The following is a 25,938-nucleotide window of genomic DNA, read 5'->3' on the forward strand; positions in this document are numbered from 1 at the left end:
AGATTCAGCTTTCATACTTTTTTGATATATTTACACCAGAATCAAAAGCAGGGAGATGAAAAACAGTTTTTTAATCTTTAGTTTTATTCTGGCCGGGTTAAGCTTGCCACTGATTGCCCAAACCAATTTCAGTATTTCTGATCCATTTTGTTTTAAATTGCTGAAAGGCGAATATCCACGCGATACATTTGCTTCTGGCAAATCAAAGATTGGCCCTCAAACGAAATTCTTGCTTTCACAGCAAATTCAGTCAGACTCGCTTTTCCAACATTTAGAGTCCATTACCGCTTTTCGCAACAGAAATACCATTTCTGATTTTCCGGAGTGGCCGGAATTTGGAATACGGGGTGCCAGAAATAAAATTAAAAACACTTTAATCCGATGGAATCAAATACCAGGAAACACCATTTTTCCCTGCGAGTTTGAATTTGATTACACCATGTGCGGGAAAACCAGGCATACACAATTGCTTGCCATTCTACCTGGAAGTTCTGAAATTCAAGATGAAATAGTTCTTGTGGAAGCGCATTTGGATAGTCGTTGTGAAGCGCTTTGTGACACTTCCTGTAGGGCTGAAGGAGCTGATGACAATGGTTCCGGATCTGCATTGATCATGGAACTCACCAGAGTCCTCAGCCAATTTGAAATGAATCGCACCATTGTTGTTCTTTGGACAACCGGAGAAGAGCAGGGTCTGGGAGGAGCAAGGGCATTTGCTTTGTTTTGCAAACAGAATGGTATTAAGATCAAAGCTGTTTTTAACAACGATATTGTGGGTGGTATAGAATGTGGCAACACCAGCTCTCCTCCCAGCTGTCCCGGACCCGGACAATTGGACAGCACTCGTCTCAGAATATTTTCATCAGGCACTACCAACAGCATGTCCAAAAATCAGGCAAGACTCACCAAATTGATCATTGACCAGACCATTAGAAACGAATCGATACCCGTTCCATTCATTGATGTGATGTTTGCAGAAGACCGAACAGGCAGAGGAGGGGATCATATTCCCTTCAGAGAACAGGGATATACCAGCATCCGTTTTACCTCATCTTATGAACACGGAGACGGAAATCCATCACAGGCCAATTATCATGACCGACAACATACGACCAGAGATCTTGTTGGAAAAGATCTCAATGGGGATGGTCAATTTGACAGTTTGTTTGTAGATTTCAATTACCTGAAAAGAAATGTTTTCGTCAACGCATGGACAGTATTACACGCTGCAACGACGAAAGCCCAAGCACTTCAGCTGTCTGTGATCCCCGGAAGTGGTCATATCAAAATAAATATAGAAAATCCCCAGGGATTGAGCAGGTTTGTCTACGCCATTCGTCGGATCAATTCTGCCTATTTTGATACAGTGATTCTTTCAGATCAAACCCATTTGACCGTTGAAGGATTGGCTCCAAGTTTGTATTATGTTACAGCCGCCGGGATTGATGAGCAAGAATGGTATTCGATGTTTGGCAATGAGTATCAGGCCAGAGTCACCACATCCACAGAGGACAATGTTTCACAACACTTTATTGAATTGTTGCAGAACAAACCGAATCCTTTTGATGAATTTACCCTTATTCCAATCATCGTACACCAAGCGGCAAAAATACAGGCAGCCATCCTCGAAATAAGAGATGAGCGAGGTTTGATAGTCCATTCCACTTCTCTTCATTTGAAGGATGGAGTCAATGAGATTTTGTTGAACATGGGCAATTGGGTTGAGCCCCAAGGAATTTATTTCTATACCCTGGTCATCAATGGTAAGCCTTTTACCACCCGCAAAATGTTTATTCATTCTTATTAAACCAGGCCAGCTCGTGAACTAGCAAGCTGCCTTGCTTTACAGAAGGCCCCATTGCATTTTGAATTCCTGTTGGTGTGGAGTATGGACCAACGAAACCAATTTACCAAGTAACAAAGATTTGGCTGCTTTTATATGGATTTAGCCACTACTTTTGTGACCAATACATTGGATTTATGCAGGTCATTTCTAATCAACTCATCCGACAGATCGTACTCATTGGATTGATTCTTTTGTTATTGGGAATTGTGTTTTGGGAACTGAAGATGTTTTTGCCTTCTTTTTTAGGAGCATACACGCTCTACATTCTTTTGAGGAGACCCCATTTTTATCTGACGGTCAGAAAAAAGTGGCCTCCATTATTGTCTACACTGACTTTAATTCTTGGGACACTTATAGTCTTGGTTTTACCGGCACAAGCCATGCTGAGAGTTTTCAGTACCCGACTCTTGCCCCATTTGCAGAATTCAAGGGAAATCTTTAGTTATCTGGAGCAATTTTCCCGTGACCTGGAGCTGCGAATTGGAATTGATGTGGTGTCCGAAGAATCCATTGTTTCAGCAAGAGATTGGTTGGTCAAAGAAGGCGGCAATATAATTTCTGCCACTCTTAATAGCATTGCCATTCTGCTCATCATGTATTTTATTCTCTATTATTTGCTCATGAATACCAAGAAAATTGAAAAGAGAATCACCCATCTATTACCCTTGGATCAAAATGTTGGCGAGCAGCTAAAAAAGCATCTGAATAGTATGGTCTTCAGCAATGCGGTGGGAGTGCCCTTGGTCTCTTTATTCCAAAGCTTGGTGGCCATGGTCGGTTATATGATTGCCGGAGTTTCGGAACCTCTGTTATGGACTTTTATGACATTTCTTACATCTTTTGTACCAGTGATTGGCTCCATGTTGATATATATTCCATTATCGATCATGTTGATGTACAATTGCAATGAATACTATGGCATTTTTTTATTTCTGTATTGCTTTTTATTGGTGGGGTCCGTGGACAATGTGTTCCGTTTTTGGTTGCAAGATAAGATTGGGAATACGCACCCACTGATCACTATTTTTGGTGTAATCATTGGGATAAAAGTGTTTGGATTTTTGGGTTTGATTTTTGGTCCAATTTTAATTTCTTCCCTTATCTTGTTGATTGACATTTATTCCAAACATTATACGGGTAGAATGCCCACCTGACCAAATGACTTTGAGTCATTTCTCTCTCATTGGATTTGTTGATTTTTGTTATATTTTAAGGCTTCTTTTTCATAGTATTATTCTTTGAAAATAAGCGTTCAATTCAGTATCTTTGCAGGCATTTTTAAAAAATACAATGACAGCTCAGAAAGGAAGTGAATACAGTGCCAGTAGCATTCAGGCACTCGAAGGATTGGAGGCCGTTAGACGGAGACCGGGAATGTACATTGGCAGTACCGATGTAAAAGGATTGCATCACCTTGTCTGGGAGGTGGTTGACAACTCCATCGATGAGCATTTGGCGGGACATTGCAGCCATATTTATGTGGTCATAAATAAGGACAACTCCATCACGGTCAGTGACAATGGGCGAGGTATTCCGGTGGACATCCATGAAAAACTGGGTAAATCAGCCCTAGAAGTGGTAATGACGGTATTGCATGCGGGTGGAAAATTTGATAAAGATTCCTACAAAGTATCAGGTGGTTTGCATGGTGTCGGGGTTTCTTGCGTAAATGCTCTTTCTTCATACGTCAAAGTTGAAGTCAGAAGAGAGGGTAAAAAATACATGCAGGAATATGAAAGGGGAATTCCAAGATCAGAAGTAAGCTTAATTGGTGAAGCCAATGACCGAGGCACAACCGTTACATTCCTGCCCGATGAACAGATATTTGAAACTTTAATATTCAACTATGATACTCTGGCTCATCGTTTAAGGGAGCTTTCATTTTTGAATTCCGGTTTGCACATCTATTTGAGAGATGACAGAGATGAAAATTCAAAAGATGAGTTGTTCTATTCGGAGGGTGGACTAAGAGAATTCGCTCTTTACCTGGATCAGAGCAGAACTCCACTGACAGAACAACCGATTTTTGTTAAAGGGAAGGAAGACAATGTAGAAGTCGAAGTAGCATTGATGTACAATACAGGCTATCAGGAGAATGTTTTCTCCTATGTCAACAACATCAATACCAGAGACGGGGGTACCCATGTGTCAGGTTTTAGAAGAGCACTTGCAAGAGTGTTTAAGCAGTATGGCGATGACAATGGTCTGTTTTCAAAACTCAAAATGGAAATCAGTGGGGATGATTTTAGGGAAGGGTTGACGGCAATCATCTCCGTCAAGGTGCCGGAACCACAATTTAAAGGTCAAACCAAAGGAGAATTGGGGAATTCTGAAGTGGTTGGAATCGTATCGAGAATCCTGGGTGACGCACTGAGTTCTTTTCTGGAAGAAAATCCAAGAGAGGCCAGAAGAATCATTGATAAAGTCATCCTGGCAGCGACGGCCAGAGAAGCTGCCCGAAAAGCCCGCGAATTGGTCCAGCGTAAGAATGTTTTGAGTGGTGGTGGTTTGCCCGGCAAACTGGCTGACTGTTCATCAAAGAATGCAGAAGAATCAGAACTGTTTCTGGTGGAAGGGGATTCAGCAGGTGGCACGGCCAAACAAGGCCGTAATCGGCACTTTCAAGCCATTATGCCGCTTAGAGGTAAAATTCTGAATGTCGAAAAAGCCCTGGAGTACAAAATTTACGAAAACGAAGAAATCAAAAATATCTTTACTGCCTTGGGGGTTTTCATTCAGGAAAATGAAGAGGGCGAGAGAATATTAAATACCAGCAAGTTGAGATACCACAAGATTGTCATAATGTGCGACGCTGATGTGGATGGCAGTCATATCGCGACATTGATCCTCACATTTTTCTATCGGTACATGAGACAATTGATAGAGCAGGGATATCTGTACATTGCCAGACCTCCATTGTACCTGATCAAAAAGGGCAACAAATCTGAATACGCCTGGAATGAGAAAGAAAGAAAAGAAATTACAGAAAAACTCTCAGGAGGCAAAGAGGACTCGGTCCATATTCAACGTTACAAAGGTCTTGGAGAAATGAATGCCGAACAACTTTGGGAAACCACAATGGATCCATTAAAGAGGTCTCTGATTAAAGTTGCTATAGAAAGTGAAATGGAAGCAGATCAATTCTTCAGTATGTTAATGGGGGATGACGTGCCTCCACGCCGTGCATTTATTGAGAAAAATGCGCAATATGCAAGAATTGACATCTAATCTGCTCCGATATCAGATTTGGATTTTGTAAGTTCAAGTTTCAAATAGTAATTCTTTATCCATTTTACACAAGCTTCCATATTTTCAAATACATTGTCATCGCTAATTAAATCAGGGATAATGTTAATGGATCTAAACCTGGCTTTGGGTTGGGCTTGTAATCCCACCAACAGGATGTCCACACTTTTGGTTTCGCTGCTTAATATGACTTCCTCCATGGCGTACAAACCAGATTGATCCACAAAAGGCACTTTTTCCATATTCAGGATCATAAATCTGGCCTCGGGGACTTTGGCAAATTTCTTTTGAAATGAATTGGCATATCCAAAAAACAAAGGCCCATCTAGATAATCAATTACTATATTTGGCAAATGCTGGCTTGGAATTTCATTGCGTATCAGAAATTGGTCTTCGGGATGGGCTGAATCAATGGATTTTAAGGTGCTCCTTTCTTCCATTAGTTCACCCAGCTGAATCATAAAAAGGATGCTCGACATGACGACACCAATACCCACAGCCACCAATAAATCCAAAAAAACGGTTACAATGAAAACCAGCACCATTACGATGGCATCATGTCGTGGTACTTTAAAAACATGGCGGACTCCCTTGTAATCCAATATTGACAATCCCACCGCAAATAGAATTCCAGCAAGAACCGATTTGGGAATTAATGCGGCATATTTACCCAATCCCAATAAAATCAACAAAAGAACCAGACCGTGGATCATCCCTGAAGATCTGGTTTTGCCTCCGGAGCTCACATTGACAAGTGTCCGCATGGTTGCACCCGCACCGGGTATTCCTCCAAACAAGCCAGCAAGGGAATTACCGATTCCTTGACCAATCAACTCCTGATTGCTGTGGTGACGTGTCCTCGTCAGATTGTCTGCCACCACAGAGGTCAGGAGAGAATCGATGGCACCCAAAGCAGCCAGTGTAGCAGCGGAATTAATGATCAATAACCATGCATGAGAAGGAATATCGAACCAACCACCCATTCGGGGTGATGGAAATCCATTTGGTACTTGCCCGATGATTGGTACCTGCCAAAAAGTCAACTGAGCCAGGCAGGAGACCACGACCAATGCCACAAGACTACTGGGCACTCCGGTTTTTAGTTTAGGGAAAAGATAGATTATGACAATGGTCAGAAAAGTGTAGAATATGGCATAAGGGTTAAATCCATTTGGGATCTGGGAGATTTTTTGAATAACCTCAACCGTGGTCTGTGGAGATTCCATTCCAAATGCCGGAAAAATTTGCAATAAAATGATAATCAAACCTATCCCGCTCATAAATCCGGAAATGACCGGATATGGAATGTACTTGATATAGTCACCAAGTCGGATCAATCCCAAAATGATTTGTATTAGGCCTGCTAAAACGAAACAAACGATGATAGCGGGTAAGGCTTTCTCAACACTTCCGACTAAACCCACCAGAGAACCAATCGTAGCAGCAGTAATGACAGTCATTGGACCCGTGGGCCCACTAATTTGAGCCGGTGTGCCACCTAACCAGGCCGCAAAAAACCCCAAAATGATAGCTCCGTACAAACCAGCGGCAGGGCCCAAACCAGATTGTACCCCAAATGCCAACGCCAATGGCAATGCAACTATTCCGGCAGTCAGACCGCCGAAGAAATCTCCTTTAGAAGGTATTGGAAATAATAACTTTTTCAATTTTAAATAATCCTGGATAATCACAAAGAACAGACCAAATCAAATGATTCAAATAATGCCTTGATTTGAATTCCCAAAGATAAAGAGGATTCTATTTAAATACTTTCATGATTGTTTGGGAATTGCTATGGATGAGAAACTTGGTTTGGTTTTTTCAGATTACTTTTGCCATATATCAATGATGCAATGGAGTTGAAGAATTTAAAAATTGAATTTAAGTGGGCTTTGCTTTTTATTTTTATGACCTGGATCTGGATGTTTTTGGAAAGACTTGCCGGTCTGCATGATCGTTATATTGATGTCCATCCAAGGATCACGATGCTGATAGTTGCACCCTCATTGTTAATTTATTTTCTTGCTTTGAAAGAGAAAAAACAGAATATGCTCAGCGGCAAAATGACTTTCATGGATGGTTTTATTTCTGGATTATGGATCACGGGTTTTATCACCCTTTTGACGCCTTTGAGCCAATACATCATTTCAGTATGGATCACTCCAGCATATTTTCAAAATGCCATTGAATACAGCATTGGAAAAGGAACTTCCCGCACGGACGCTGAAGCGTATTTTAATCTCAAAGTTTACATGTACCAGGCTACATTTTCAACTCCGGTGATGGGAACTTTGACATCCGCCGTATCGGCATATTTTATGCGAAGCAAATAATTTTATTTTCCTTTGCAGCAATCTGATCAAAAAGAAGGTCCTATTTAAAAATATCCAATGATGAAAAACACAATAATCCTTTTTTTAATTACTAGTTTCTGCTGTAAGAACTCAGACCTTCTGGCTCAAACAAACATCCTCACCTTGGATTTTAACAGACGCCTGCACACCATTGATGGATTTGGAGCTCACCAATCTGGTGAGGTGCTCAATCAAAGTTGGTGGAACCAGTTATTTTTCGAAGACATGGATTGCAGTATTTTTAGGGTGGATCTTACACCTGTGCTTGTGTCGCCTTACTCTGATCTCAGTTATTATTCTCCTTGGTTTATGGGATCTCAGACACGTTCGGTTTTTAATCTGGAAGATCCAGCCAATCCAAATGGACCTGAAGGAAACAGGGTCAGAACTTATACCAGCGCACAGGATTATGGGAGAACTTTTGGAGGCAGATCAGCTCCAATAGCAGTCATGGGACCAGATTTAGAAAGGAATATTCCTTTGTTCAGATATCAAAGCAATCAGGCTCTCCTCAAACTTTCGGAAGAACAAGCGGCTGGGAATCCAAGAATTCTGACAGGATCTATTTGGTCTCCATTACCTTGGGTAAAAATATCTTCGGGCAATCGATACAACCAAAATTGGTGGCCTGGTCCGGTACAAAATACACCCTGGCCTTTTGTATGGGGAGGTAATTTTGCAGGAGGAAGATTGGATGTGTCCAATACACCATTGCAAGTATTTAATGATCAATCCATGGGAGGCAGTGGTCCAACCAGTGCGTTGACTCAATTTGCCCGAAGCACCGCAGCTTATATTGCAGGATACCAAAGATTTCACAAGGTAAAATTCTATTCCATCAGTATTCAGAATGAATTGAATTTTGAACAATTTTACAACAGCGCTACGTATCCACTTTCTTCCCAATATATCGCGGCATTAAAGTTGGTAAGAACTGAGTTTGACAAATACCCGGAATTGAAAGACATTAAGATCATGGGCCCGGAAGACCTATTGGGTGGAGATGCGTACGGTTTGTGGGAATACGGTGGCCCAATCCACAAAAATCTTCAATATCTCAGAAATATTGACAACGATCAGGAAGCAAAAAATGCACTCGATTTTTTTTGTATTCACGGGTATGCTTCAGATGGTGTTAGTTCGGCCGGATCTGACCCGAGAACCTGGCAATGGTGGGCCAATGGTTGGACCAGCAGTCCTGCAGCCGGAATCCCGTCCAATGTAAATGGCTTTACCCATTTTGGCAAGAAAAGTTGGATGACAGAGACCTCCGGAGAACATTACGATTGGATCTTTCCTAAAACTGGATTCCCCGGGCAAGGAGGATTTAGCATAGCCCTTAAAATTCATCAAGCGCTGACGACAGGGGTGGAAAGTGCATGGATTTATTGGACTTTTTCTGATGTAGATGCCAACGGCAATGTTTCTGATCAGGGCCTCACCAGTCCAACTCTCAGAGAAAACTCACCGAAATATGTGGCGGCAAAACATTTTTTCAAATTCATAAGACCCGGTTCGGTATTATTGGGTTCCCAGCTAAACGCAGCACAAGGGATCCATTCCTCCAGTTATTACAATGAATCCTCCAAAACTTTAGTTACCGTAATCATAAATGCAAGTTCTACTCAGCAGGCATTGAGCATCCTTTGGCCTGCCAACTTTCACAATCCGAGGGCTTTTTATTCTTCAGAAAACAACTATTGGCAATCTAGAACGGTAACTTTACAAAATAACGAATCACGTATAATGATCGACAGATATTCTGTGATGACTGTGCTTACTGAGCTATCACCCAGTGGCCAATTAGAATGGTCTGGAAAAAAGAAAGCCGGATTTCATTCTTGGATTGGATCAACAGGCACAAGCAACAAAATATTGATTCATGCAGAAACTTCTCAAATCTGCCATATCACTTTGTTGAGTCTTGAAGGAAAAACATTATTCACAAGCAATCGGTATAGCTTGAATCAAGGATTGAATGAACTGGATTTTGATCTACAAAAATTAGGGGGAAGTACAATACTTCTTTCGATTCAAGGCCAGGATGAAAAATATATCGACAAAATCGCAATACCTTAAGGGCTTGACTCAATTATAATGTAGTTCTTAATCTAGTTTGTACCTTTGTACTGATGTACGAGTTTGAGTCAGGTCCTGTAATACCGGATGCTGTTTTATCTGAATGGATTCATATCATGCTGCCTTTTAAAATATGGTGTCTCGAATCAAATCTTGGAGGTGGAAAAACTCATTTGGTCAGACAGTTTGGAAGGATGATTGGCTTTGAACACGAAGTGAGTAGTCCCACTTTCTCCATCGTGAATCAATATTCCTGTAAGCCCAATCCTTTTGGATTTGAAACCATTTATCACGCTGATTTATACAGACTAAATAGCTTAGAGGAGGCACATGACTCCGGATTGATGGAATATCTATTTGCGAATAGCCTTATCATTATTGAATGGCCCGAGTTGATCCGGTCATACCTGCAACATGAAAAATATGCCTGGATTCAAATTTCCCCGGTTGGAATTGACTCTAGAAAATATACTTTAAACTTGATATCATGAGTCATCCAGTTTATTTTCCGGTTGAAAAGAATTTTACCCAGACACAAGTAGAAATGAAGGATTTTCTAAAGGCCAAAAATTCAATAAGCATCGGTATTCCTAAAGAAAGTTTTTACCACGAGAATAGAGTGGGCTTGGTACCGCATTCGGTTCACAATTTGGTGGCAAGAGGCCATCAGGTCTGGGTGGAAGCAGGGGCAGGCGAAAAATCCAATTTCAGCGATCACAATTATGCGGAAGCCGGGGCAGAAATCTGTTCATCCAAACAGAAGGTATTTGAAGCCAATGTGATACTTAAAGTTTCTCCTCCTACCCTGGAAGATTTGAATCTCTTCAAAACAAATCAAATTCTCATTTCCCCTTTGCATCTTCCAATGATTCAACCCGATTATATACAAATTCTTCGGCAGAAAAGAGTCACAGCGTTGGCGATGGAGTATATGCAATCAGAAGACAATAGTTTTCCTTTGGTTCGTGTTATGAGCGAAATTGCAGGATTGGCGGTGATTCACACTGCGGCAGAACTACTCACCAATACCAATAAGGGACGCGGGGTATTGTTAGGAGGAGTTAGTGGTGTGCCTCCATCCAAGGTGTTGATCCTGGGTGCCGGAGTGGTGGCAGAATTTGCCACCAGGGCAGCGTTGGCCCTTGGAGCCTCGGTGCGTATTTTTGACGACGAAATACACAAGTTGACTCGTATTCAAAGCAGAATTGGAATACCCTTGTACACTTCATCCTTAAATCCGGTTTCATTGCTTCAACAACTGGTTTCAGCCGATGTAGTGATTGGTGCCATCCATTCGAAAATAGGTCGCACTCCTGTCGTGGTCACTGAAGAAATGGTCATGCAAATGAAACCAGGTTCTGTCATTATTGATGTTTCCATAGATCAAGGTGGCTGTTTTGAAACAAGTCAATTAACCACGCATGACCAGCCCACACGAGTAATGCATGGAGTGATTCATTATGGAGTTCCCAATATCGCTTCAAAGGTATCCCGCACCGCTTCTATTGCCATTAGCAATATTATAACACCCATTCTGCAAAGAGCCGGAGATGCAGGTAGTATTGAAGAAATACTGTATCAGTATAAGGGCTTGAGAAATGGAATCTATACCTACAAAGGATGTTTAACCAATGAATACCTGAGTAAAAGATTTGGAATTAAATACACCAATTTAGAACTCTTGCTTACATCCATTATTTAATCTTCTTCCGTTTCAAAATCAGTTTCGGGAAGACTAAGTTTCTTTTGTTGGTAATACCGACACCATACACAATCTTCCTTCCCGCATCCCGGTGTAAATATTCCATTTTTTATTTTGTCGTAAGTTTCGCTTATCAAATTTCCCACCAAGGCAATATCTTGTGCACTGGGCGCTAAATGCGCGCTGTGATATTCACCGTATTGGTCAGGTGCAATGTTGTAGAAAACTCCATCCAGCAAGGATGGATACAAATGAGATTCTGTTTGGAGAAGAATTTTGTAAAACACCATTTGCAACCAGTAGTCACCGCCATGGGGATTTTTTTCATTCGGTGCTTTTATTTTAGATTTTAGATAATTGGGGTTACCGGTTTTGTAATCCACAATGCGAACACCGCTTGGTAAAAAATCAATACGGTCTATTTTTCCCGATATTGGCACAGACAAATGTCTTCTGTTCTTAAAACTTAATTCGATGGAATGGCGTATCACACCTGTCCAGTCAGATGACTTTTTCTTTAAAAATCCGGAAAGATGCACAATTCCTTCTTGCAGATACTTCACATATTCAGAATCCGTAAAGTGAGATTTGTATTTTCTCATGGCGTTTCCAAATAGAAATTTGAGTCTCTCCTCATTGAGATCTGACCGTTGTAGATTTTCAGCGAAGTACTTTTCAAGAGTCTGATGTACAGCATTGCCATATCCAAGATAAGCTGTCCGCGCACCGGGAATTCTCAATACTGTTTCATGGTAAAATTGCAATGGACAATTTAGATACTTTTGCAAAGAAGTAGCAGACATCTCGTATTTCTCTAAAAACCGGTCAAGCAATGCTCTTTCGATCTGCTCAAAATTTCTGTGATGGTACTGCAACTGCTGTCCTATGTGATCCGTGAGCTCTTCAGAAGAAATGGTCTCCTTCCTCAATTCCACCAAACCAGATTCCAAGAGTTCGTTGACAAACCTGGAGGGGTTGCTTGTTTTATCTGATATGTTTTTGTCTGGAAAGGAAATGTAAAGCTGTCTCTCAGCTCTGGTCATTCCCACGTAAAATAATCTTCGGTCATCTTCTGCTGAATGCGTCTCTTCCCATAGATATTTATCGGGCAAAATAAAATTTTTATTGGGCAAAGGTTTCCAGGAAGCTTCTGTCTGATTAACGATAAATACGGTATCAAACTCAAGGCCTTTGGCGCTGTGCATCGTACCTAAGAAGACACTCTGTGATGATCCTGAAAAATAAGATACTTCAAGAGATATATTATAGGAAATGAGTTTTTGAAAAATCAGGAGCAATTCTTTCAAACCAAGGTTTGTTTGCTTTGAGCTTATTTTTTTTACAAAATCAAAGATAGCATTCAAAACTTGCAAAAGATGCTGTTTATCTTCATTGGCAAGAATGTACTCCAGGATTTTTAATTCATACAAAACTTTTTCTATCAATACCTGTACCGTGCAAATATTTTTTTCCGCGATGAGTTTTTCAATAGATCGTGAAAAGTCAAGAACAGTTTGAGGGAATTTCAATTGAGCAGATCTAAGAAAATCTTCTTCCGCGATACAGAGTCTTAAACTGAGCGGCTTGTTATCCTGCGATGGATCGGCATAAGTTTCTTCCTTGAGTTGGTTGAATCGCCAGAATAACTTGGCAAGATCAATCGTATCCAGTCCTAAAAAAGGCTGATGCAGCAAATGGGATAAAATGTGATCATTGGTTAAGGGAGTATTTTCTTCATTTTCGATGTATTGTAGGATCTGAATGATGGACCCGGTCAAAGGTTCTTTTAATGCATCGATTGACCTGCTGGTTTGGTAGGGAATACCCATGGAACCAAGTGCTTTGGCATAGGCTTCTGATTCTGCATTCTTTCTATACAGAACAGCAATGGCATCAGGAGAGATTCCTTTTGAACTGATTAACTCCTTAATTTTTCGGCACACCAGATGAACCTCAGAATGCGGATCTGTATTTTGCAGAATCACGGGCTTGTGCTCAATGGATTGGTATTTGCCGGATGCTGTCAAATCTTTACTAAGGTCTTGGATGTAATTAACCAATCTTTGATGATTGTGAGAAATGCAATGAGATGCAGCGTCCAGAATCGTTTGAGAGGAACGGTAGTTTTCTTGCAATACGATGAGTTGGGCTTGATATTGTTTGATAAATTCGGACATGTTGCTGAGATTGGCCCCTTGAAAGCGAAAGATGGCCTGATCGTCATCACCTACCACAAAAACATTGGGCGAGTCCCAATATGAAGCCAACAAACGCACGATTTCCATCTGCGAACCATTGGTGTCCTGGTATTCATCTACCAGAATGTATTGGTATTTCTCCTGATAATCCGCCAATAGGTCTGGGTTGGAGCTGAATTTTTCAATAACCCATAAAATCATGTCGTCAAAATCGTATAGATTTTTCTTACTCAGCGCATCTTGATAATGAATATAAAGGTCCACAGCAGCAAGTGTTTTCTCGAGATCGAGCCGGGCTTTTTTATATCTGGATGGGTTGAGTTCGCCTTTGGCAAATTCTTGATGTTTTCTCTTGTATTGTAGATCTGGATTCAGATGTAAAAGTTCTATGGTGTTCTCCAGATTTTTTTTCATTTCTGTCGCATTCCAGTTTTCTTTTTTGATTTCTCTGAATAGATTTTTTAATTTTTTAATCGTGTCATGGTAGTTTTCTTTCAATGAGTACAAAGGGTTGGATGATGGAAGCGCATTTAAGAGTTCCAAAAACAACTCAATGATATCCAAATCGTCAGCCAACGCGTGATCCCCATACAAATTAAAAAGATGTGGATTCTCTACAATCACCTTATTGCAGAAAGAGTGATAGGTAAAAATACCGACATCATAAGATTCAGGTCCGATCATTGCATTTAAGCGTTTTTTCATATTGCCTACTGCAGCATCGGTAAAAGTCAGGCAGAGAATATTGGATGGCAAAACGGTATTATTCAAAAGGATGTTGGCGATGCGACTAGCCAGTATCTGAGTTTTACCGGTACCCGGTCCGGCAATCACCATGACAGGACCTTCTGTGGTATCCACTGCTTTTTTCTGAGCAGAGTTCAGCTTCGCATATTCCCTTTCAAAATTCTTCAGATGTTCTTCGCGGCTTCTCATTGAGTGATTTTGTGGTCTATCTTTCTCTTTCAAAGATAAAATCCTTTACAATGAATTTTAATTTTTCACCAGCATCCAAAATCATATTTTCATTGGAAGGAAATGGCATCGCTCTGCCGCGCAAAATTTTTTGAACTTCTTCGTGGATCTTTTCTCGGTCTCCTTTCATTAGCCTTCCAAATTTATTGTCAAATACAGCTTCAACATTCAGGGGTCTTGTAAATTCAATGTTTTTATTGCTTAGATTAATCCATTCCAATCTTCCTCCCAGAATGGCAGATTTGAGTTGGGTGATTTCTTCAACAGTATAGGGATATTTCACTTTAATTTTGGTGTATTGTTTCTTACCGAGACTATCCAGGATGGGTTTGCCTTTTTTATCAACAAGCAACTCTTCCTCTTCTATTTCAAATACATCTTCTATTAGTCTTATTCTTTCTCTTTCCGGGCTAAAATCTAGATTGGTCAGATTCATGATAATATGATAGTCATATTTGATATTGGGGTTTGGTCTCATATCAAATTTTTTCCAGTTTTTATCCAGTTCAGCCACAGATATATTTAATAAAGCATTTTCCATCTGTATCGGCATCACCGTCTGAGTATTGTTGAGCATTCTGACCAGGTAATAATTGGTTCCCAATTCTTGTGCTTGTCTTTTAATGTTGTTGACATCTTTGTAATTGGAATACAGATTTTGTATTTTAACCGCAAAATCGTATGCTTCCCTGGCTGACTGCTTATCTCCAGTATTTTGGCTTTCGGTGAGTAGCCTCACCGCTGATTTGTAAAAGTATTCCGCAGAATTTGATTTTGATTCTTTTTTTCTCTCGCTGGTATTGATAAAATGAAAACCAGCTTTGTATCCATCTTTGGAAACAAGAGGAACCAGAGCTTCTACCTTTCGTTGCCTGTCTTCTATTCTCGTATGGATGTTATAAATCTTCTCCCATTTTACATCATCGTCCTCCAACAAGAATTCAGACTCCAGATTGAGATCCCTTTCCTGTGCTTTTTTAAAAGCAAATTCCAAATCAACCACATCCTCCCTGCTTTTATTTCGGCTCCCGGCCAGTTTTTTACATAGCTTCTGGATGGCTTGATCATAATTACCCGTTTCGATCAACTTGTGGGCTGAGGTGCAGGCACCAAAAAATAAAATGAATGAAAAATAAAGGATTACAAATCTCATGAATAAAGTATTTCAATTAAAGGATAGATACAAAGGATTAGATCTGATTAATTCCAGTTTGGTTACATCAAAATGGAAGTCAATTTATTTAAAAATACATTAAAATTGGAAATTGTACCCGGAACAGGACTTGAACCTGCAAGCCTCGCGGCATACGCCCCTCAAACGTACGTGTCTACCAATTCCACCACCCGGGTAAGCAATGAGAAATGCAAAGTTATGGCATTTGGGCAAATCCCACAAGAAAATGGAAAACCAAATCCAGAATGAACCCGCAAACGCCATCGCCCTAAGAAATACATGTAATATATTGAATATCAATTATATATATACATTATGGTTTATTGTTGAACAATATGCACAACATATCAATTCTTTATATATAAATTTTTTTTAAATATTTTAGTCCAAATGCTTGTAAATTTGAGCTGCGTGACATACCTTTACGCCAAATCCCAATACAGTGTCTTTAAACGTAATGGACACCTCCCCGATTTTCAAATTTATATTAGACTTAATTAGAGGTTTTGGTCACAAGCCGAAACCATAAAGAAATTATTCCAATGGATTCATTTCCTGGATAAAGATCGTAGTTTTCTTATTTTGAGACCTTAGTCGAAAGAGCCTGAATTTGCGCCGTGCAAATTTGGGCTTTTTTTTTGCAGGTATTAAGCTGCCACTGATACGAAGCTTATGCTAAAATGGTCAGACGATTGAAAATTCCTATTTCAATCAAATTTTATGGAAGGATGCAAATAAAGTGGGTGAAAGGCTGCTCCATTGTTCTTAGCCTTTCTGGAATATAATTTGTATCCCACCAATTTAGAGTCAATGGTAAAAAGATGTCATGGCCTGGTGCTTGGAATAAAAGTACTTTAAGCCAAAATGGCCATTCAAATATTAGAGTTTTGGGAAGTTGCTTCGGTTTAGTAGGCCAATTATGGAATAACAACAGGATTACAAATCAATAATTTGGTGCTGTCACCTTTTAATGTGAGGGTTTTGAGATCAAGCACTTTATAGCCTTCTTCTCCCTCCGTAATGGAAATAAACTGATTGGGTTGAATATCTTTCAACTTGAGGGTCTTTTGGGTCTTTTGCCAGGTAATTTCTATTTCATCGATCATTTTCGCTTGCCCAATACCAATCTCCCTTCGAATGGGACTGCAGCCAAAACTACCACCGGTATTGACATCTCTGTAAACAGACCTTTGTTTTCCTCTATCTTTGAAGGTCAATTTTATTCTGGACCCAACTGCGGAGGCATTGGTTTCTTTTCCTGTAAGCTGGATTTTAATCCAGTTGTTTTTATTTTGTCCTGGATTCGTATACAAGGCACTGAAATAAGCATCTCCCGGATAAGCTCCACCAATTTCATGAAAAATATCCTGATCTCCATCATTGTCAATATCCGCGATAGATACCCCATGACCTTTTTGAAGGTTTCCAAGTCGGGTCGCGTAAGTGACATCTTCAAAGGTCTCATCCCCTTTGTTTCTGAATAATTTGTTGGGCGTCAGTGAAGTCAATCCTGGATTTCCCGTGGTCAAATACATGTCCAAATGTCCATCATTGTCAATATCTCCAAAATTTGCACCCATCGTTAAAACAGTTTTATGTAGATCTGCCTTTTTTGAAATATTGGTAAAAGTACCGTCTCCATTGTTTTTATATAAATACAAATGGCTTGCTTCGTTGGGAATCTGAAGTGCTTCTGTACAAGCAGCATGTGCAATGTTTATTCCAGGTTCATATCCACTAATAAAAATATCCAACCAGCCATCGTTGTTAAAATCCCAAAACCAGGTGGGGAAACACCGAATAACGATATCAAGTAAACCTGCTTCCTTTGCCACATTTGTAAATTGTGGAATACCATCTTGAATTCCTGTATTTTTCAAGAGAAAACGCTCACCATAAGCGCTGGATAGAAAGATGTCCATAAGGCCATCGTTGTTATAATCTCCGGCAGTAGTGCCTTTAATGAAATGAACTATATCGCAGCCTGCTTTTTTAGCCACTTCTGTAAATGTACCATCCCCTTTATTGATAAATAACTCACACGGTTGGGGATCGTCCATTTGAGAAGATTCATTTCCAATAAAGAGGTCAAGAAATCCGTCATTGTTAAAATCCTGGAATACACCTGTCTGAGTAGGATGAAAAGATAAAATTCCACTTTCGACCGTGACATCTGTAAATGTATTGTCGCCATTATTTCTGACCAGTGAATTGGGAATTTTGCCTAATTTTTCATACCAGCCGCCACGCAAGACCAATATATCGGAATCTCCATCATTGTCATAGTCCGCACACAACATATTCAAGCCCCCTGTTATTTTTGATAAACCAGATGACTCCGAAACTTTTGTAAAACCACCGACACCATCATTTATAAAATATTCCAGTTTACTATCCAATCCCCAATCTGAAAGCACAATATCCAATAATTTATCATTGTTAAAATCCTCTATGATGACTCCCCCGGCCATATTTCTTCTATTCAAACCAAGTTCCGGCGCTACATTTTCAAATGCCTTCAGTGGTGTTTTGGATAGATTTTGGTCTAATCCCGGCACCAACCATTTTTTCGGAACATTGTCCGGATATTCACCAATGGTCATATAGGCAATGTTTAATAACCATCTGGAAGCATAATCTGTCGGATTTTGCTCTAGTAATTTAAGAAAACTTTCAATCGCAATTTTGTTGGCAGACTGGTCTTTATGAATGCCCTCTCCCATTATTGGAAGAATACAGGATTCATTTGAATGGTTATTGAGACAATTCTGTTGTTCGGCAAGACGCAGGTGTGCCAAGGCATACATCTGACCAATCACCTGGTATTCGGGTTTATATGGATCCTTAATTTGTTGAATAATAAAATTCAAGGACTCAATGGCTAAATTGTTGAGGCCTTTTTTTAAGAGTGCATCAGCCCGATTCAATTCCATTTGTAATCGATCCTGCATATTCAAATTGGTGAGTAATTGGGCGTCACAGTGGGCTATAATAGCATCTAATGCATAGGTATTTGACTTGTGGTTAAATTGATTCCTGACTTCAGAAATATATTGCTCGATGCTCTTCGAATCTTCCTTTTTCTTGTCTTCCAGCTTGCAGGAACCACTTGTTATAAAACAGGCAGATACAAAAATGAGTAGTTGTTTTTGAACCATCAAACTCATTTTATTCGATCCGATAACATTTGTATAAGATGTTTGCATTTTTTTGTAAGCTAAAATTGAATTATTAAAACTGATAATATTTAAAAACCATTCTTGTCAAAATGGCACAATTCATTGGTAAAGTTTGAATAACTTAAAATAGGTCCCATAAAGTAGAAAAACTTTCAAAATCACTTAACAAGAATATCGAAAATTGAGGTATAAATATCAAAGGTACAAAGAAATAAAAATAGATCTGCGGTGGTTGGTTCTAATTTTAGTACAAATCCATGAAATCCCAAAACTGAAGGATGAAATGGGATTTTTGAAAGTTGAAATTCTTTCAATGCGTTGACTTCAGACGAGATATTATTTAAATTCTTCATGGGATTGAGTTCTCGCTGAATGGAAAAATACAATCACTCGTTGGAATGACTTAGCTCCTGCCAGTATTCAGCGGCCCTTCGGGTATGTGGAATGCAAATAGATCCTCCCACCATGTTGGCAATTGAAAATACCTCGTATATCTCTTTTGTTTGGACTCCCAATTCAAAGGATTTACCAAGGTGGTATTTGATGCAATCGTCGCATCGCAAAACCATGGAAGCCACCAATCCAAGCAACTCTTTGGTTTTCACGTCCAGTGCCCCTTCCTGATACATTTGATGGTCCAAAGAAAAAAAACGCTTAAGTGCTAGATTATCCTGCGATAAAATCAGATCATTCATTCTTGATCTGTATTCGTCAAATTCTGATTTTAATGACATGTTTTAAATTTTATTGACCAATCCCGTAATCACGCAATGCATCATTCAGGGAAACCTTTTTATCGGTGCTTTCTTTTCTTTTACCGATAATTAAGGCACATGGAACCTGAAAATTACCAGCTGGGTATTCCTTGGTATAACTACCAGGTATAACGACTGATCTGGAAGGCACTCTTCCCCGATAATGCACCGGTTCATTGCCAGTGACATCAATTATATGGGTGGATGCAGTGATAACAACGTTGGCCCCAAGCACTGATTCTCTTTCGATGATGGTACCTTCCACAATAATGCAACGTGAACCAATAAAGCAATCGTCTTCGATGATATTGGGCTGAGCCTGGGGGGGTTCTAGTACACCTCCAATACCCACCCCACCTGCGAGGTGTACATTTTTTCCAATTTGGGCACATGAGCCTACCGTTGCCCAGGTATCTACCATACTGCCACTACCAACATAAGCACCTATATTGACGTAAGACGGCATTAAAATGGCTCCTTTCTCTACAAAGGAACCATACCTGGCGATGGCGTGAGGTACTGCGCGTACACCCAATTGATCAAAATCAGTTTTGGTGCAGATTTTATCATAAAACTTCAAATCACCTGCATGAATAATCTTGTTTTCTGAAATAGGAAAATACAAAAGGATGGCTTTTTTGATCCATTCGTTGACTTCCCATACACCAGTATCCTTTTGTTGGGCAACCCTTACTTGCCCTTTATCCAAAAGTTCAATTACCTCGCGGATAGAATTCTTTGAATCGTCCTGATGCAAAAGACTTCTGTCCTCCCATATTTTTTCAATGCTCTTTTGTAAATCTTTCATATTAGCTCCAATGTGAAAACCCCAGCAAAATTGCAATTATTCCGGATACGAATCCCAAATAAATTTCCATCCTGTTATGGACACCCAAATACAATCTCGAACTCAAGACCACTCCACACATCAGGAGCCAAAAGGAAATCCAGTGATTTAAATGAAAAACGCTGATTGAACTTTCATTGAAGCGAAAATAATGATCTGCCAAAAAACCTTCACCCGTTCTAATTTTCCACCAGAAAGTCAAAGTAGCTCCCATGACCAGGGCATGCAGGCTAATTTTAATCCAGTTGTTGATCACAAAAGCCAAACCTATGGCAATAATGCATCCCAATAAAAAAGCCAAAAAAGCAGTTGGTTGGGTCGTGTCATTTTTTAAATTAATGTACATCCAGAGGTAAAAAATGAAGCATACCATGAGGGGAAGTATTCTCTCCGTTTTTTCCACCATCTCAAAACTTTTGACCAGCCCAACAAATTTCATCAATCCTATGGATATCATTGGAATAAAACAGGTGTAGATCAAAACCAAGAAAAACAAAAGACCTGCTTCGCTAAAATGTCTTATGCTAAACCAGTGTGGTTTTAAACACAGAAGCATGAAAAAACTGAAGGGAAAACCAAACAATGGATGAAACAAATAGGAAAATAATTTGGCAACAAACTTCAATGTCAAATTTTTGCAAAAATAAAGAGACTTGGGAGATCATAGCCGGTTCTTTCTAAACGATTAAAATCTTTGATCCAAATTTTAGTAAATCCAAGCATGCCTTAGGGATGAAAATTAATCATTTGGCTGATCCTCAAAGCTTTCTGCTGAGCAACTAATTGCCCTTTTCAAGATCTTTATTAATACCTTTGCGCGATAATCAAAGTACCATTTTTTCGTTATATGGCTTGTTTTAATTGTGAATCTATGAGGATTGTTGGTTTTTTAACTCTTTTAATAAGCTGCAGCTTTGCAATGGCTCAGGAAACAGAGTTTTTGGATTACAATAAAAAAACCTATGAAATTACCAGTGTTTTGGTCAAGGGCAATAACTTCAGTGATGAAAAAGCAATAATTGCCATCTCAGGCCTTCGACCCGGGCAAAAAATAAGTGTACCTGGCACAGAAATTCCTCAGGCCATCAGATCAATCTACAAACAGAAATTATTCAGCAATGTAGAAATTGTCTTTTCAAATATTACTGGCGAATCGGTTATAGTCGAAATAAAAGTCACCGAAAAGCCCCGATATGTAAAACATTCTTTTAAAGGCGTAAAGAAAGGTGCTCATGAGGAACTTAATGAATTGGTTAATAGTCAATTATCAAAAAATAGCATTGTTACAGATGATGTAAAGGAAAACATTGTGTACCGCATTAAAAATCACTACATCGACAAAGGATTTTGGGACTGCAGGGTGAATATTTTTGAGTTTAACGATGAAAAGAAGGACAATGCAGTCAGGTTGTTGATCGACATCGACAAAGGACCAAGGCTTAAAATTTCAAACATCAGCTTTGATGGAAATGAGAAAATTAAATCCTGGAGACTTCGAAAACAACTGAAGGAAACCAAAAGAATTTGGCAGGTTTTTTCAAAATCCAAGTACAAGGAAGATCTCTATCGAGAGGACAAGCAGAAACTAATCGACTATTATCACAACAAAGGATATCGGGATGCCCGGATTATTAGCGACAGTGTTTGGAGAAAAAGCCGCAAGAGGCTTCGCATTCATCTCTCTTTGCATGAAGGTCACAAGTATTATTTTCGCAATATTGTCATTAAGGGAAATTCCCTTTATTCGGAAGACCAGATACGCAACGTGCTTGCCATTCAAAAAGGAGATGTGTACGATCAGGAACTCTTAAACAAACGATTGAGTTTTAGTCAGGATGGTCGTGATGTGAGTAGTTTGTACATGGATGAAGGTTATTTGTTTTTCAGAGCAGAGCCATTTGAAAGTGGAATAATAGGAGATTCGGTAGATGTGGAAATTAGAATTACAGAAGGTCCGCCGGCTACCATTGACCGCGTTTTAATTTCAGGGAATGATCGGACCCATGAGCATGTGGTTAGAAGAGAAGTGAGGACCCGTCCGGGACAAAAATTCAGTCGGTCAGATATCATCCGTTCTCAAAGGGCTATTATGGCCCTGGGTTTTTTTAATCCTGAATCCATGGGAATCAACACACCGGTAAATCCAAGAAGAGGGACTGTAGATGTGGAATACAAAGTGGAAGAAAGACCCTCTGACCAATTGGAATTATCAGCGGGATTTAGTGCCTTTGGTTTGATCGGAACGCTTGGAGTCGTTTTTAATAATTTTTCCACCAGGAATATTTTCAAGAAATCTTCCTGGAGACCTTTGCCACAGGGTGATGGACAAAAGTTATCTTTGAGAGCCCAGAGCAACGGGAAATTTTTTCAAACCTACAACTTCTCATTTACAGAACCCTGGCTGGGAGGTAAAAAACCCAATTCTTTCACCATAGCGGCCAGTTATTCTTCCTTTGATCAAACCACCATACAGGGTGGAAAATTTACCAGCATGAGACTTACCTCGGCACTGGGTTCACAATTGCGTTGGCCAGATGACAATTTTATCCGATCTACTTCTGTAAACCTGGAGCGAATTAGCTTGGTGGACAATCCTCAATTTGGAGTAAGCGATGGGACATTTTACAACCTATCTCTAAAACACAATATTACAAGAAGCACAATCAACGAGCCCCTTTATCCACGGACAGGTTCCAGAATTAGTTTATCCGCACAATTGACCCTTCCATATTCTTTGTTTAGAAAAACCACCAATTACGACGATCTTCCACTGGAAGAAAAATTTAAATTTGTAGAATATCACAAATGGAGATTTGATGGTGAGTGGTATTACAATATTATTGATAAATTGGTTTTTAGTTTTAATGCCAAGATGAGTTTTCTTGGCTATTACAACAAAAAATTAGGTCCTCCACCCTTTGAAAGAGTTCAGATGGGCGGAAACGGATTAAACAACCAGGCTTTCGGTCTATTGGGCCGGGATATTGTGGCCATGAGAGGATATTCGATTGAAGACATCGCTTATCGCACCACCAATGATTACAATAACAGAATCGATCGGGGTTTTGCTACCATTTTCAACAAATTCACTGCAGAGTTAAGATATCCTCTGTCACTCAATCCCAGTGCTACCATATTTGTAACAAGCTTTTATCAGGCAGGAAATTCCTGGTATTCTTTCAAAGAATATAATCCATTTGATTTAAGAAGGGCTGCTGGATTTGGGGCAAGGGTGTTTTTACCCATGTTTGGCTTGTTGGGTTTTGATTATGGTTGGGGCTTTGACAAACCCTGGCTGACCGATCAAAATTCATCCATCAAAAGCTACGCGCAATTTAACTTTATTCTTGGCTTTGAACCAGATTAATTTGCATCGATTAGCACAAAATCCGAGCTATCAATTTCAATTTTTTCCAACTCTGCAAAATAGTTTTCTAATTCTAAACTATCCTTGTTGAGTTCATTGTTGTGATGAATTTGTGAATCCATTTTGGTAAGTTTCAAATCCACTAGATCCATGGAATCCGCCAGCTCTTTGGTATTTGTACCAGATGGATCTTTCACAACATATTCTTTGGATTTTTTTGTAACACTCTTTTTTACTTTATGAACTGCTACAGTCTGGCTCTTATCGTTACCTTTTATAGCATTGCCATGATTTTGAGATTTTCTGGTGCAGAATGTCAACAAGGTAAATGAACCCGCCCACAGCAAGAGAATGTATAATCTTCTGGTGGAATTAAGGAACGACTTTTTCATAAGGAATTGCATTTGAGACTTTGACAAAGCAGATAATCGTTTGTCCAATCCTTTTTGGTTAAAAAGGGCTTAAGAAATTTTAGCCATAGAAAACATGAAAGTCTGAAACTGGAAATTTTTAAAAATAGAAAGCCGGTTTAAACTATAACAAAACAATTCCTATCTTTGCCATCCGTTTTGAACTATTAAACTATTAAGCAGTTCATTATCAGGTCTTTAAATGGCGTGGTAGCTCAGCTGGTCAGAGCGTGCGATTCATAATCGCAAGGTCGGGAGTTCAAGCCTCCCCCACGCTACATTTTTACCTCCGCTAGATTGCTTTCATTTTCCTTGACCCTGTTCCAAAACTTAAGTCCTCTAGTTACAATTGGAATATATAAAATATTTATTTTCAACGGTTTTCAAATAGAATGGTGGTTTCCTTAGCCCTTTCGGAATAAAAAATTATATTTGCACAAACAAAACAAAAATACCATGGACAAATCAAATTTGACCTTAGGCGAAGTGCTGCCATCTGACATGAGATCCCAATATCCTTCTGAAGTTCTGGACGTCTCTATGGAGGAAGCCATTAATATCGCCAAATACGATATGCCACCTAGTTCTGATCTCAGTGCTTCTGATATTGAAGATATCAAATCCATCTATTCAGCCTATATGGCCAATCATGATGACCACTCCAATTCTGCATATTGGAATACGACTCCAGACAAGAATCAGGCATATTGGAATACCACCACCTGATACTTTCCAATTTATCATCCTGACATCTCAACCATTGAGTTGTTTTGGAAAAAAATACTTTACATAATACAAGTAGTACTCTATGCGACGATCTTGTTCTTAAGGACATTATCCAGCATTTTAGATTCTGGGGTCCCTTCGCTCGCATCCAGGATGATTATTTTGCCCATGTTCATCTATTGTTGAAGGACATACCGTGCAGTGTCAGCGATTATTTCGGCTTCGAATTCCATTTAACAGAAGGAAATTTCACTCCTGACTTATTAATTTGTATTCACAAACCTGATCAATTGATCCAATGGATTCAAACATTTGAAAATAGGACCTTACACGAAGATAAATTTGTTGTAAATTTACAATCACTTGCTAGTTTGCATCGGTATTGGAATCATAATTTGAATGGGGTCATTCAAAATATATGGTTTGAATTTGATGCAAAAGATCTTCAGACCAAACTTATACCATACAGTTTTTTCTTTGGCCCTTCCCTCTCATCCAACAGGTTGGAAATATTATTGGCCTGTGAAAAAATATTTAAGATGATTATGGCTGAAAACATTCAAAAGGATTGTTTGCAAAAATTGTTGGATTGTTATTCTCTTCTGGATGGGGTAGGAATCATTTCTCAAATTGGATTCATGAAAGCAAGAAATCAAGCAGGCTTGAGACTTTTTATCGAGAAATTGAATCCTTCAGATATTGTCTCATTTTTGGACAAAGCTTCTCATTCAATTGAGCAATACAAAGATTTGGAATCAATTCTTCAACTTGCCACAAATTGTAATTCAATTATTGCATTAGATGTGGATATTACAGAAAAACTCTCTGAAAAAATAGGTTTGGAATTTTATTTTAAGAACGTAGATAAATCAAAGGAATTTCTTACGCAGTGTATGATTAACAAGCTCTGTGATGGTATATTGGCGCAAGAATTTTTAAAATTGAATGCGCTCCATTTTTTAGAACAGGACAATCCTTATCATATTTGGTTTAGCCATTTTAAAATTGTTTTCCACCCGATGAATGGGGCTAAAATGAAAGCTTATACTGGATTTAAATTCAAGAATGATTTTTAAAATA

General features: G+C 39.3%; 18 protein-coding genes and 2 tRNA genes. 11 read left to right on the forward strand and 9 right to left on the reverse strand.

The window, feature by feature from the left end:
- Positions 1–55 precede the first annotated feature (55 nt).
- The 3 genes from IPM48_05295 (at position 56) to gyrB (ending at position 5,074) form a co-directional block, all read left to right on the forward strand.
- Positions 56–1,807: a M28 family peptidase gene (locus tag IPM48_05295; protein ID MBK9270991.1), complete on the forward strand. Its 1,752-nt coding sequence runs from the start codon at positions 56–58 to the stop codon at positions 1,805–1,807.
- A 173-nt stretch (positions 1,808–1,980) separates the two neighbouring features.
- The gene (locus tag IPM48_05300; GenBank protein ID MBK9270992.1) at positions 1,981–3,000 is read left to right on the forward strand and encodes an AI-2E family transporter; all 1,020 of its coding nucleotides are present in this window, start codon (positions 1,981–1,983) and stop codon (positions 2,998–3,000) included.
- A gap of 136 nt (positions 3,001–3,136) precedes the next feature.
- A complete protein-coding gene (gyrB, locus tag IPM48_05305) occupies positions 3,137–5,074 on the forward strand; it encodes a DNA topoisomerase (ATP-hydrolyzing) subunit B (protein ID MBK9270993.1) in 1,938 nt (645 codons plus the stop codon).
- Here gyrB and IPM48_05310 read toward each other — a convergent pair.
- The gene (locus IPM48_05310; protein ID MBK9270994.1) at positions 5,071–6,738 is read right to left on the reverse strand and encodes a SulP family inorganic anion transporter; all 1,668 of its coding nucleotides are present in this window, start codon (positions 6,736–6,738) and stop codon (positions 5,071–5,073) included. The genes gyrB and IPM48_05310 overlap by 4 nt on opposite strands.
- Before the next feature lie 213 nt (positions 6,739–6,951).
- Between IPM48_05310 and IPM48_05315 the strand changes: the two genes are divergently transcribed.
- Genes IPM48_05315 through IPM48_05330 form a run of 4 tightly spaced genes read left to right on the forward strand, consistent with a single transcriptional unit; the run spans position 6,952 to position 11,227 of the window.
- Positions 6,952–7,425, forward strand: coding sequence for a DUF4199 domain-containing protein (locus IPM48_05315; GenBank protein ID MBK9270995.1), 474 nt, complete (start codon positions 6,952–6,954; stop codon positions 7,423–7,425).
- A gap of 60 nt (positions 7,426–7,485) precedes the next feature.
- The gene (locus IPM48_05320; GenBank protein ID MBK9270996.1) at positions 7,486–9,525 is read left to right on the forward strand and encodes a hypothetical protein; all 2,040 of its coding nucleotides are present in this window, start codon (positions 7,486–7,488) and stop codon (positions 9,523–9,525) included.
- Between the two features lie 53 nt (positions 9,526–9,578).
- Positions 9,579–10,016, forward strand: coding sequence for a tRNA (adenosine(37)-N6)-threonylcarbamoyltransferase complex ATPase subunit type 1 TsaE (gene tsaE, locus IPM48_05325; GenBank protein ID MBK9270997.1), 438 nt, complete (start codon positions 9,579–9,581; stop codon positions 10,014–10,016).
- Positions 10,013–11,227, forward strand: a complete 1,215-nt coding sequence (locus IPM48_05330; GenBank protein MBK9270998.1) for an alanine dehydrogenase — start codon at positions 10,013–10,015, stop codon at positions 11,225–11,227. The genes tsaE and IPM48_05330 overlap by 4 nt, the downstream gene beginning before the upstream one ends.
- On the opposite strand, the gene IPM48_05335 is transcribed toward IPM48_05330, so the two are convergent.
- From IPM48_05335 to IPM48_05365, 7 genes are all read right to left on the reverse strand, one after another.
- The gene (locus IPM48_05335; protein ID MBK9270999.1) at positions 11,224–14,361 is read right to left on the reverse strand and encodes an ATP-dependent helicase; all 3,138 of its coding nucleotides are present in this window, start codon (positions 14,359–14,361) and stop codon (positions 11,224–11,226) included. The genes IPM48_05330 and IPM48_05335 overlap by 4 nt on opposite strands.
- Before the next feature lie 16 nt (positions 14,362–14,377).
- Positions 14,378–15,553 carry a hypothetical protein gene (locus IPM48_05340; GenBank protein MBK9271000.1) on the reverse strand — a complete coding sequence of 392 codons (1,176 nt, stop codon included), beginning with the start codon at positions 15,551–15,553 and terminating at the stop codon, positions 14,378–14,380.
- Between the two features lie 115 nt (positions 15,554–15,668).
- Positions 15,669–15,750: transfer RNA gene (locus tag IPM48_05345), tRNA-Leu, on the reverse strand.
- Between the two features lie 741 nt (positions 15,751–16,491).
- Entirely contained in the window at positions 16,492–18,732 is a 2,241-nt protein-coding gene (locus IPM48_05350) for a CRTAC1 family protein (GenBank protein ID MBK9271001.1), read from the reverse strand.
- A gap of 407 nt (positions 18,733–19,139) precedes the next feature.
- Positions 19,140–19,487, reverse strand: coding sequence for a carboxymuconolactone decarboxylase family protein (locus IPM48_05355; GenBank protein MBK9271002.1), 348 nt, complete (start codon positions 19,485–19,487; stop codon positions 19,140–19,142).
- 10 nt (positions 19,488–19,497) lie between these two features.
- Entirely contained in the window at positions 19,498–20,316 is an 819-nt protein-coding gene (locus IPM48_05360; GenBank protein ID MBK9271003.1) for a 2,3,4,5-tetrahydropyridine-2,6-dicarboxylate N-succinyltransferase, read from the reverse strand.
- Position 20,317: 1 nt separating this feature from the next.
- Complete coding sequence (locus IPM48_05365; protein ID MBK9271004.1) at positions 20,318–20,797, reverse strand: hypothetical protein; 480 nt, start codon at positions 20,795–20,797, stop codon at positions 20,318–20,320.
- A 429-nt stretch (positions 20,798–21,226) separates the two neighbouring features.
- Here IPM48_05365 and bamA point away from each other — a divergent pair, with 429 nt between their 5' ends.
- Positions 21,227–23,722: an outer membrane protein assembly factor BamA gene (gene bamA, locus IPM48_05370; protein ID MBK9271005.1), complete on the forward strand. Its 2,496-nt coding sequence runs from the start codon at positions 21,227–21,229 to the stop codon at positions 23,720–23,722.
- Here bamA and IPM48_05375 read toward each other — a convergent pair.
- The gene (locus tag IPM48_05375; GenBank protein MBK9271006.1) at positions 23,719–24,114 is read right to left on the reverse strand and encodes a hypothetical protein; all 396 of its coding nucleotides are present in this window, start codon (positions 24,112–24,114) and stop codon (positions 23,719–23,721) included. The two genes, bamA and IPM48_05375, sit on opposite strands and share 4 nt — an antisense overlap.
- Positions 24,115–24,336: 222 nt before the next feature.
- On the opposite strand from IPM48_05375, the gene IPM48_05380 reads away from it, so the two are divergent.
- The 3 genes from IPM48_05380 to IPM48_05390 all read left to right on the forward strand — a co-directional run bounded on the left by IPM48_05380 (position 24,337) and on the right by IPM48_05390 (position 25,934).
- A tRNA-Met gene (locus IPM48_05380) sits at positions 24,337–24,410 on the forward strand.
- A gap of 178 nt (positions 24,411–24,588) precedes the next feature.
- Positions 24,589–24,858: a hypothetical protein gene (locus IPM48_05385; GenBank protein ID MBK9271007.1), complete on the forward strand. Its 270-nt coding sequence runs from the start codon at positions 24,589–24,591 to the stop codon at positions 24,856–24,858.
- 44 nt (positions 24,859–24,902) lie between these two features.
- On the forward strand, positions 24,903–25,934 hold the full coding sequence (locus IPM48_05390) for a hypothetical protein (GenBank protein MBK9271008.1): 1,032 nt from the start codon (positions 24,903–24,905) through the stop codon (positions 25,932–25,934).
- The last annotated feature ends 4 nt before the right edge of the window (positions 25,935–25,938 follow it).

Source organism: Saprospiraceae bacterium, from assembly GCA_016715965.1.
GTDB lineage: Bacteria > Bacteroidota > Bacteroidia > Chitinophagales > Saprospiraceae > Vicinibacter.

Coding starts and splice junctions, on each gene's coding strand:
- IPM48_05355 (MBK9271002.1), bottom strand. CDS start 19,487: ATGTCATTAAAATCAGAATTTGACGAATACAGATCAAGAATGAATGAT.
- bamA (MBK9271005.1), top strand. CDS start 21,227: ATGAGGATTGTTGGTTTTTTAACTCTTTTAATAAGCTGCAGCTTTGCA.
- IPM48_05340 (MBK9271000.1), bottom strand. CDS start 15,553: ATGAGATTTGTAATCCTTTATTTTTCATTCATTTTATTTTTTGGTGCC.
- gyrB (MBK9270993.1), top strand. CDS start 3,137: ATGACAGCTCAGAAAGGAAGTGAATACAGTGCCAGTAGCATTCAGGCA.
- IPM48_05375 (MBK9271006.1), bottom strand. CDS start 24,114: ATGAAAAAGTCGTTCCTTAATTCCACCAGAAGATTATACATTCTCTTG.
- IPM48_05360 (MBK9271003.1), bottom strand. CDS start 20,316: ATGAAAGATTTACAAAAGAGCATTGAAAAAATATGGGAGGACAGAAGT.
- IPM48_05295 (MBK9270991.1), top strand. CDS start 56: ATGAAAAACAGTTTTTTAATCTTTAGTTTTATTCTGGCCGGGTTAAGC.
- IPM48_05320 (MBK9270996.1), top strand. CDS start 7,486: ATGAAAAACACAATAATCCTTTTTTTAATTACTAGTTTCTGCTGTAAG.
- IPM48_05335 (MBK9270999.1), bottom strand. CDS start 14,361: ATGAGAAGCCGCGAAGAACATCTGAAGAATTTTGAAAGGGAATATGCG.
- IPM48_05330 (MBK9270998.1), top strand. CDS start 10,013: ATGAGTCATCCAGTTTATTTTCCGGTTGAAAAGAATTTTACCCAGACA.
- IPM48_05300 (MBK9270992.1), top strand. CDS start 1,981: ATGCAGGTCATTTCTAATCAACTCATCCGACAGATCGTACTCATTGGA.
- IPM48_05350 (MBK9271001.1), bottom strand. CDS start 18,732: ATGGTTCAAAAACAACTACTCATTTTTGTATCTGCCTGTTTTATAACA.
- IPM48_05385 (MBK9271007.1), top strand. CDS start 24,589: ATGGACAAATCAAATTTGACCTTAGGCGAAGTGCTGCCATCTGACATG.
- tsaE (MBK9270997.1), top strand. CDS start 9,579: ATGTACGAGTTTGAGTCAGGTCCTGTAATACCGGATGCTGTTTTATCT.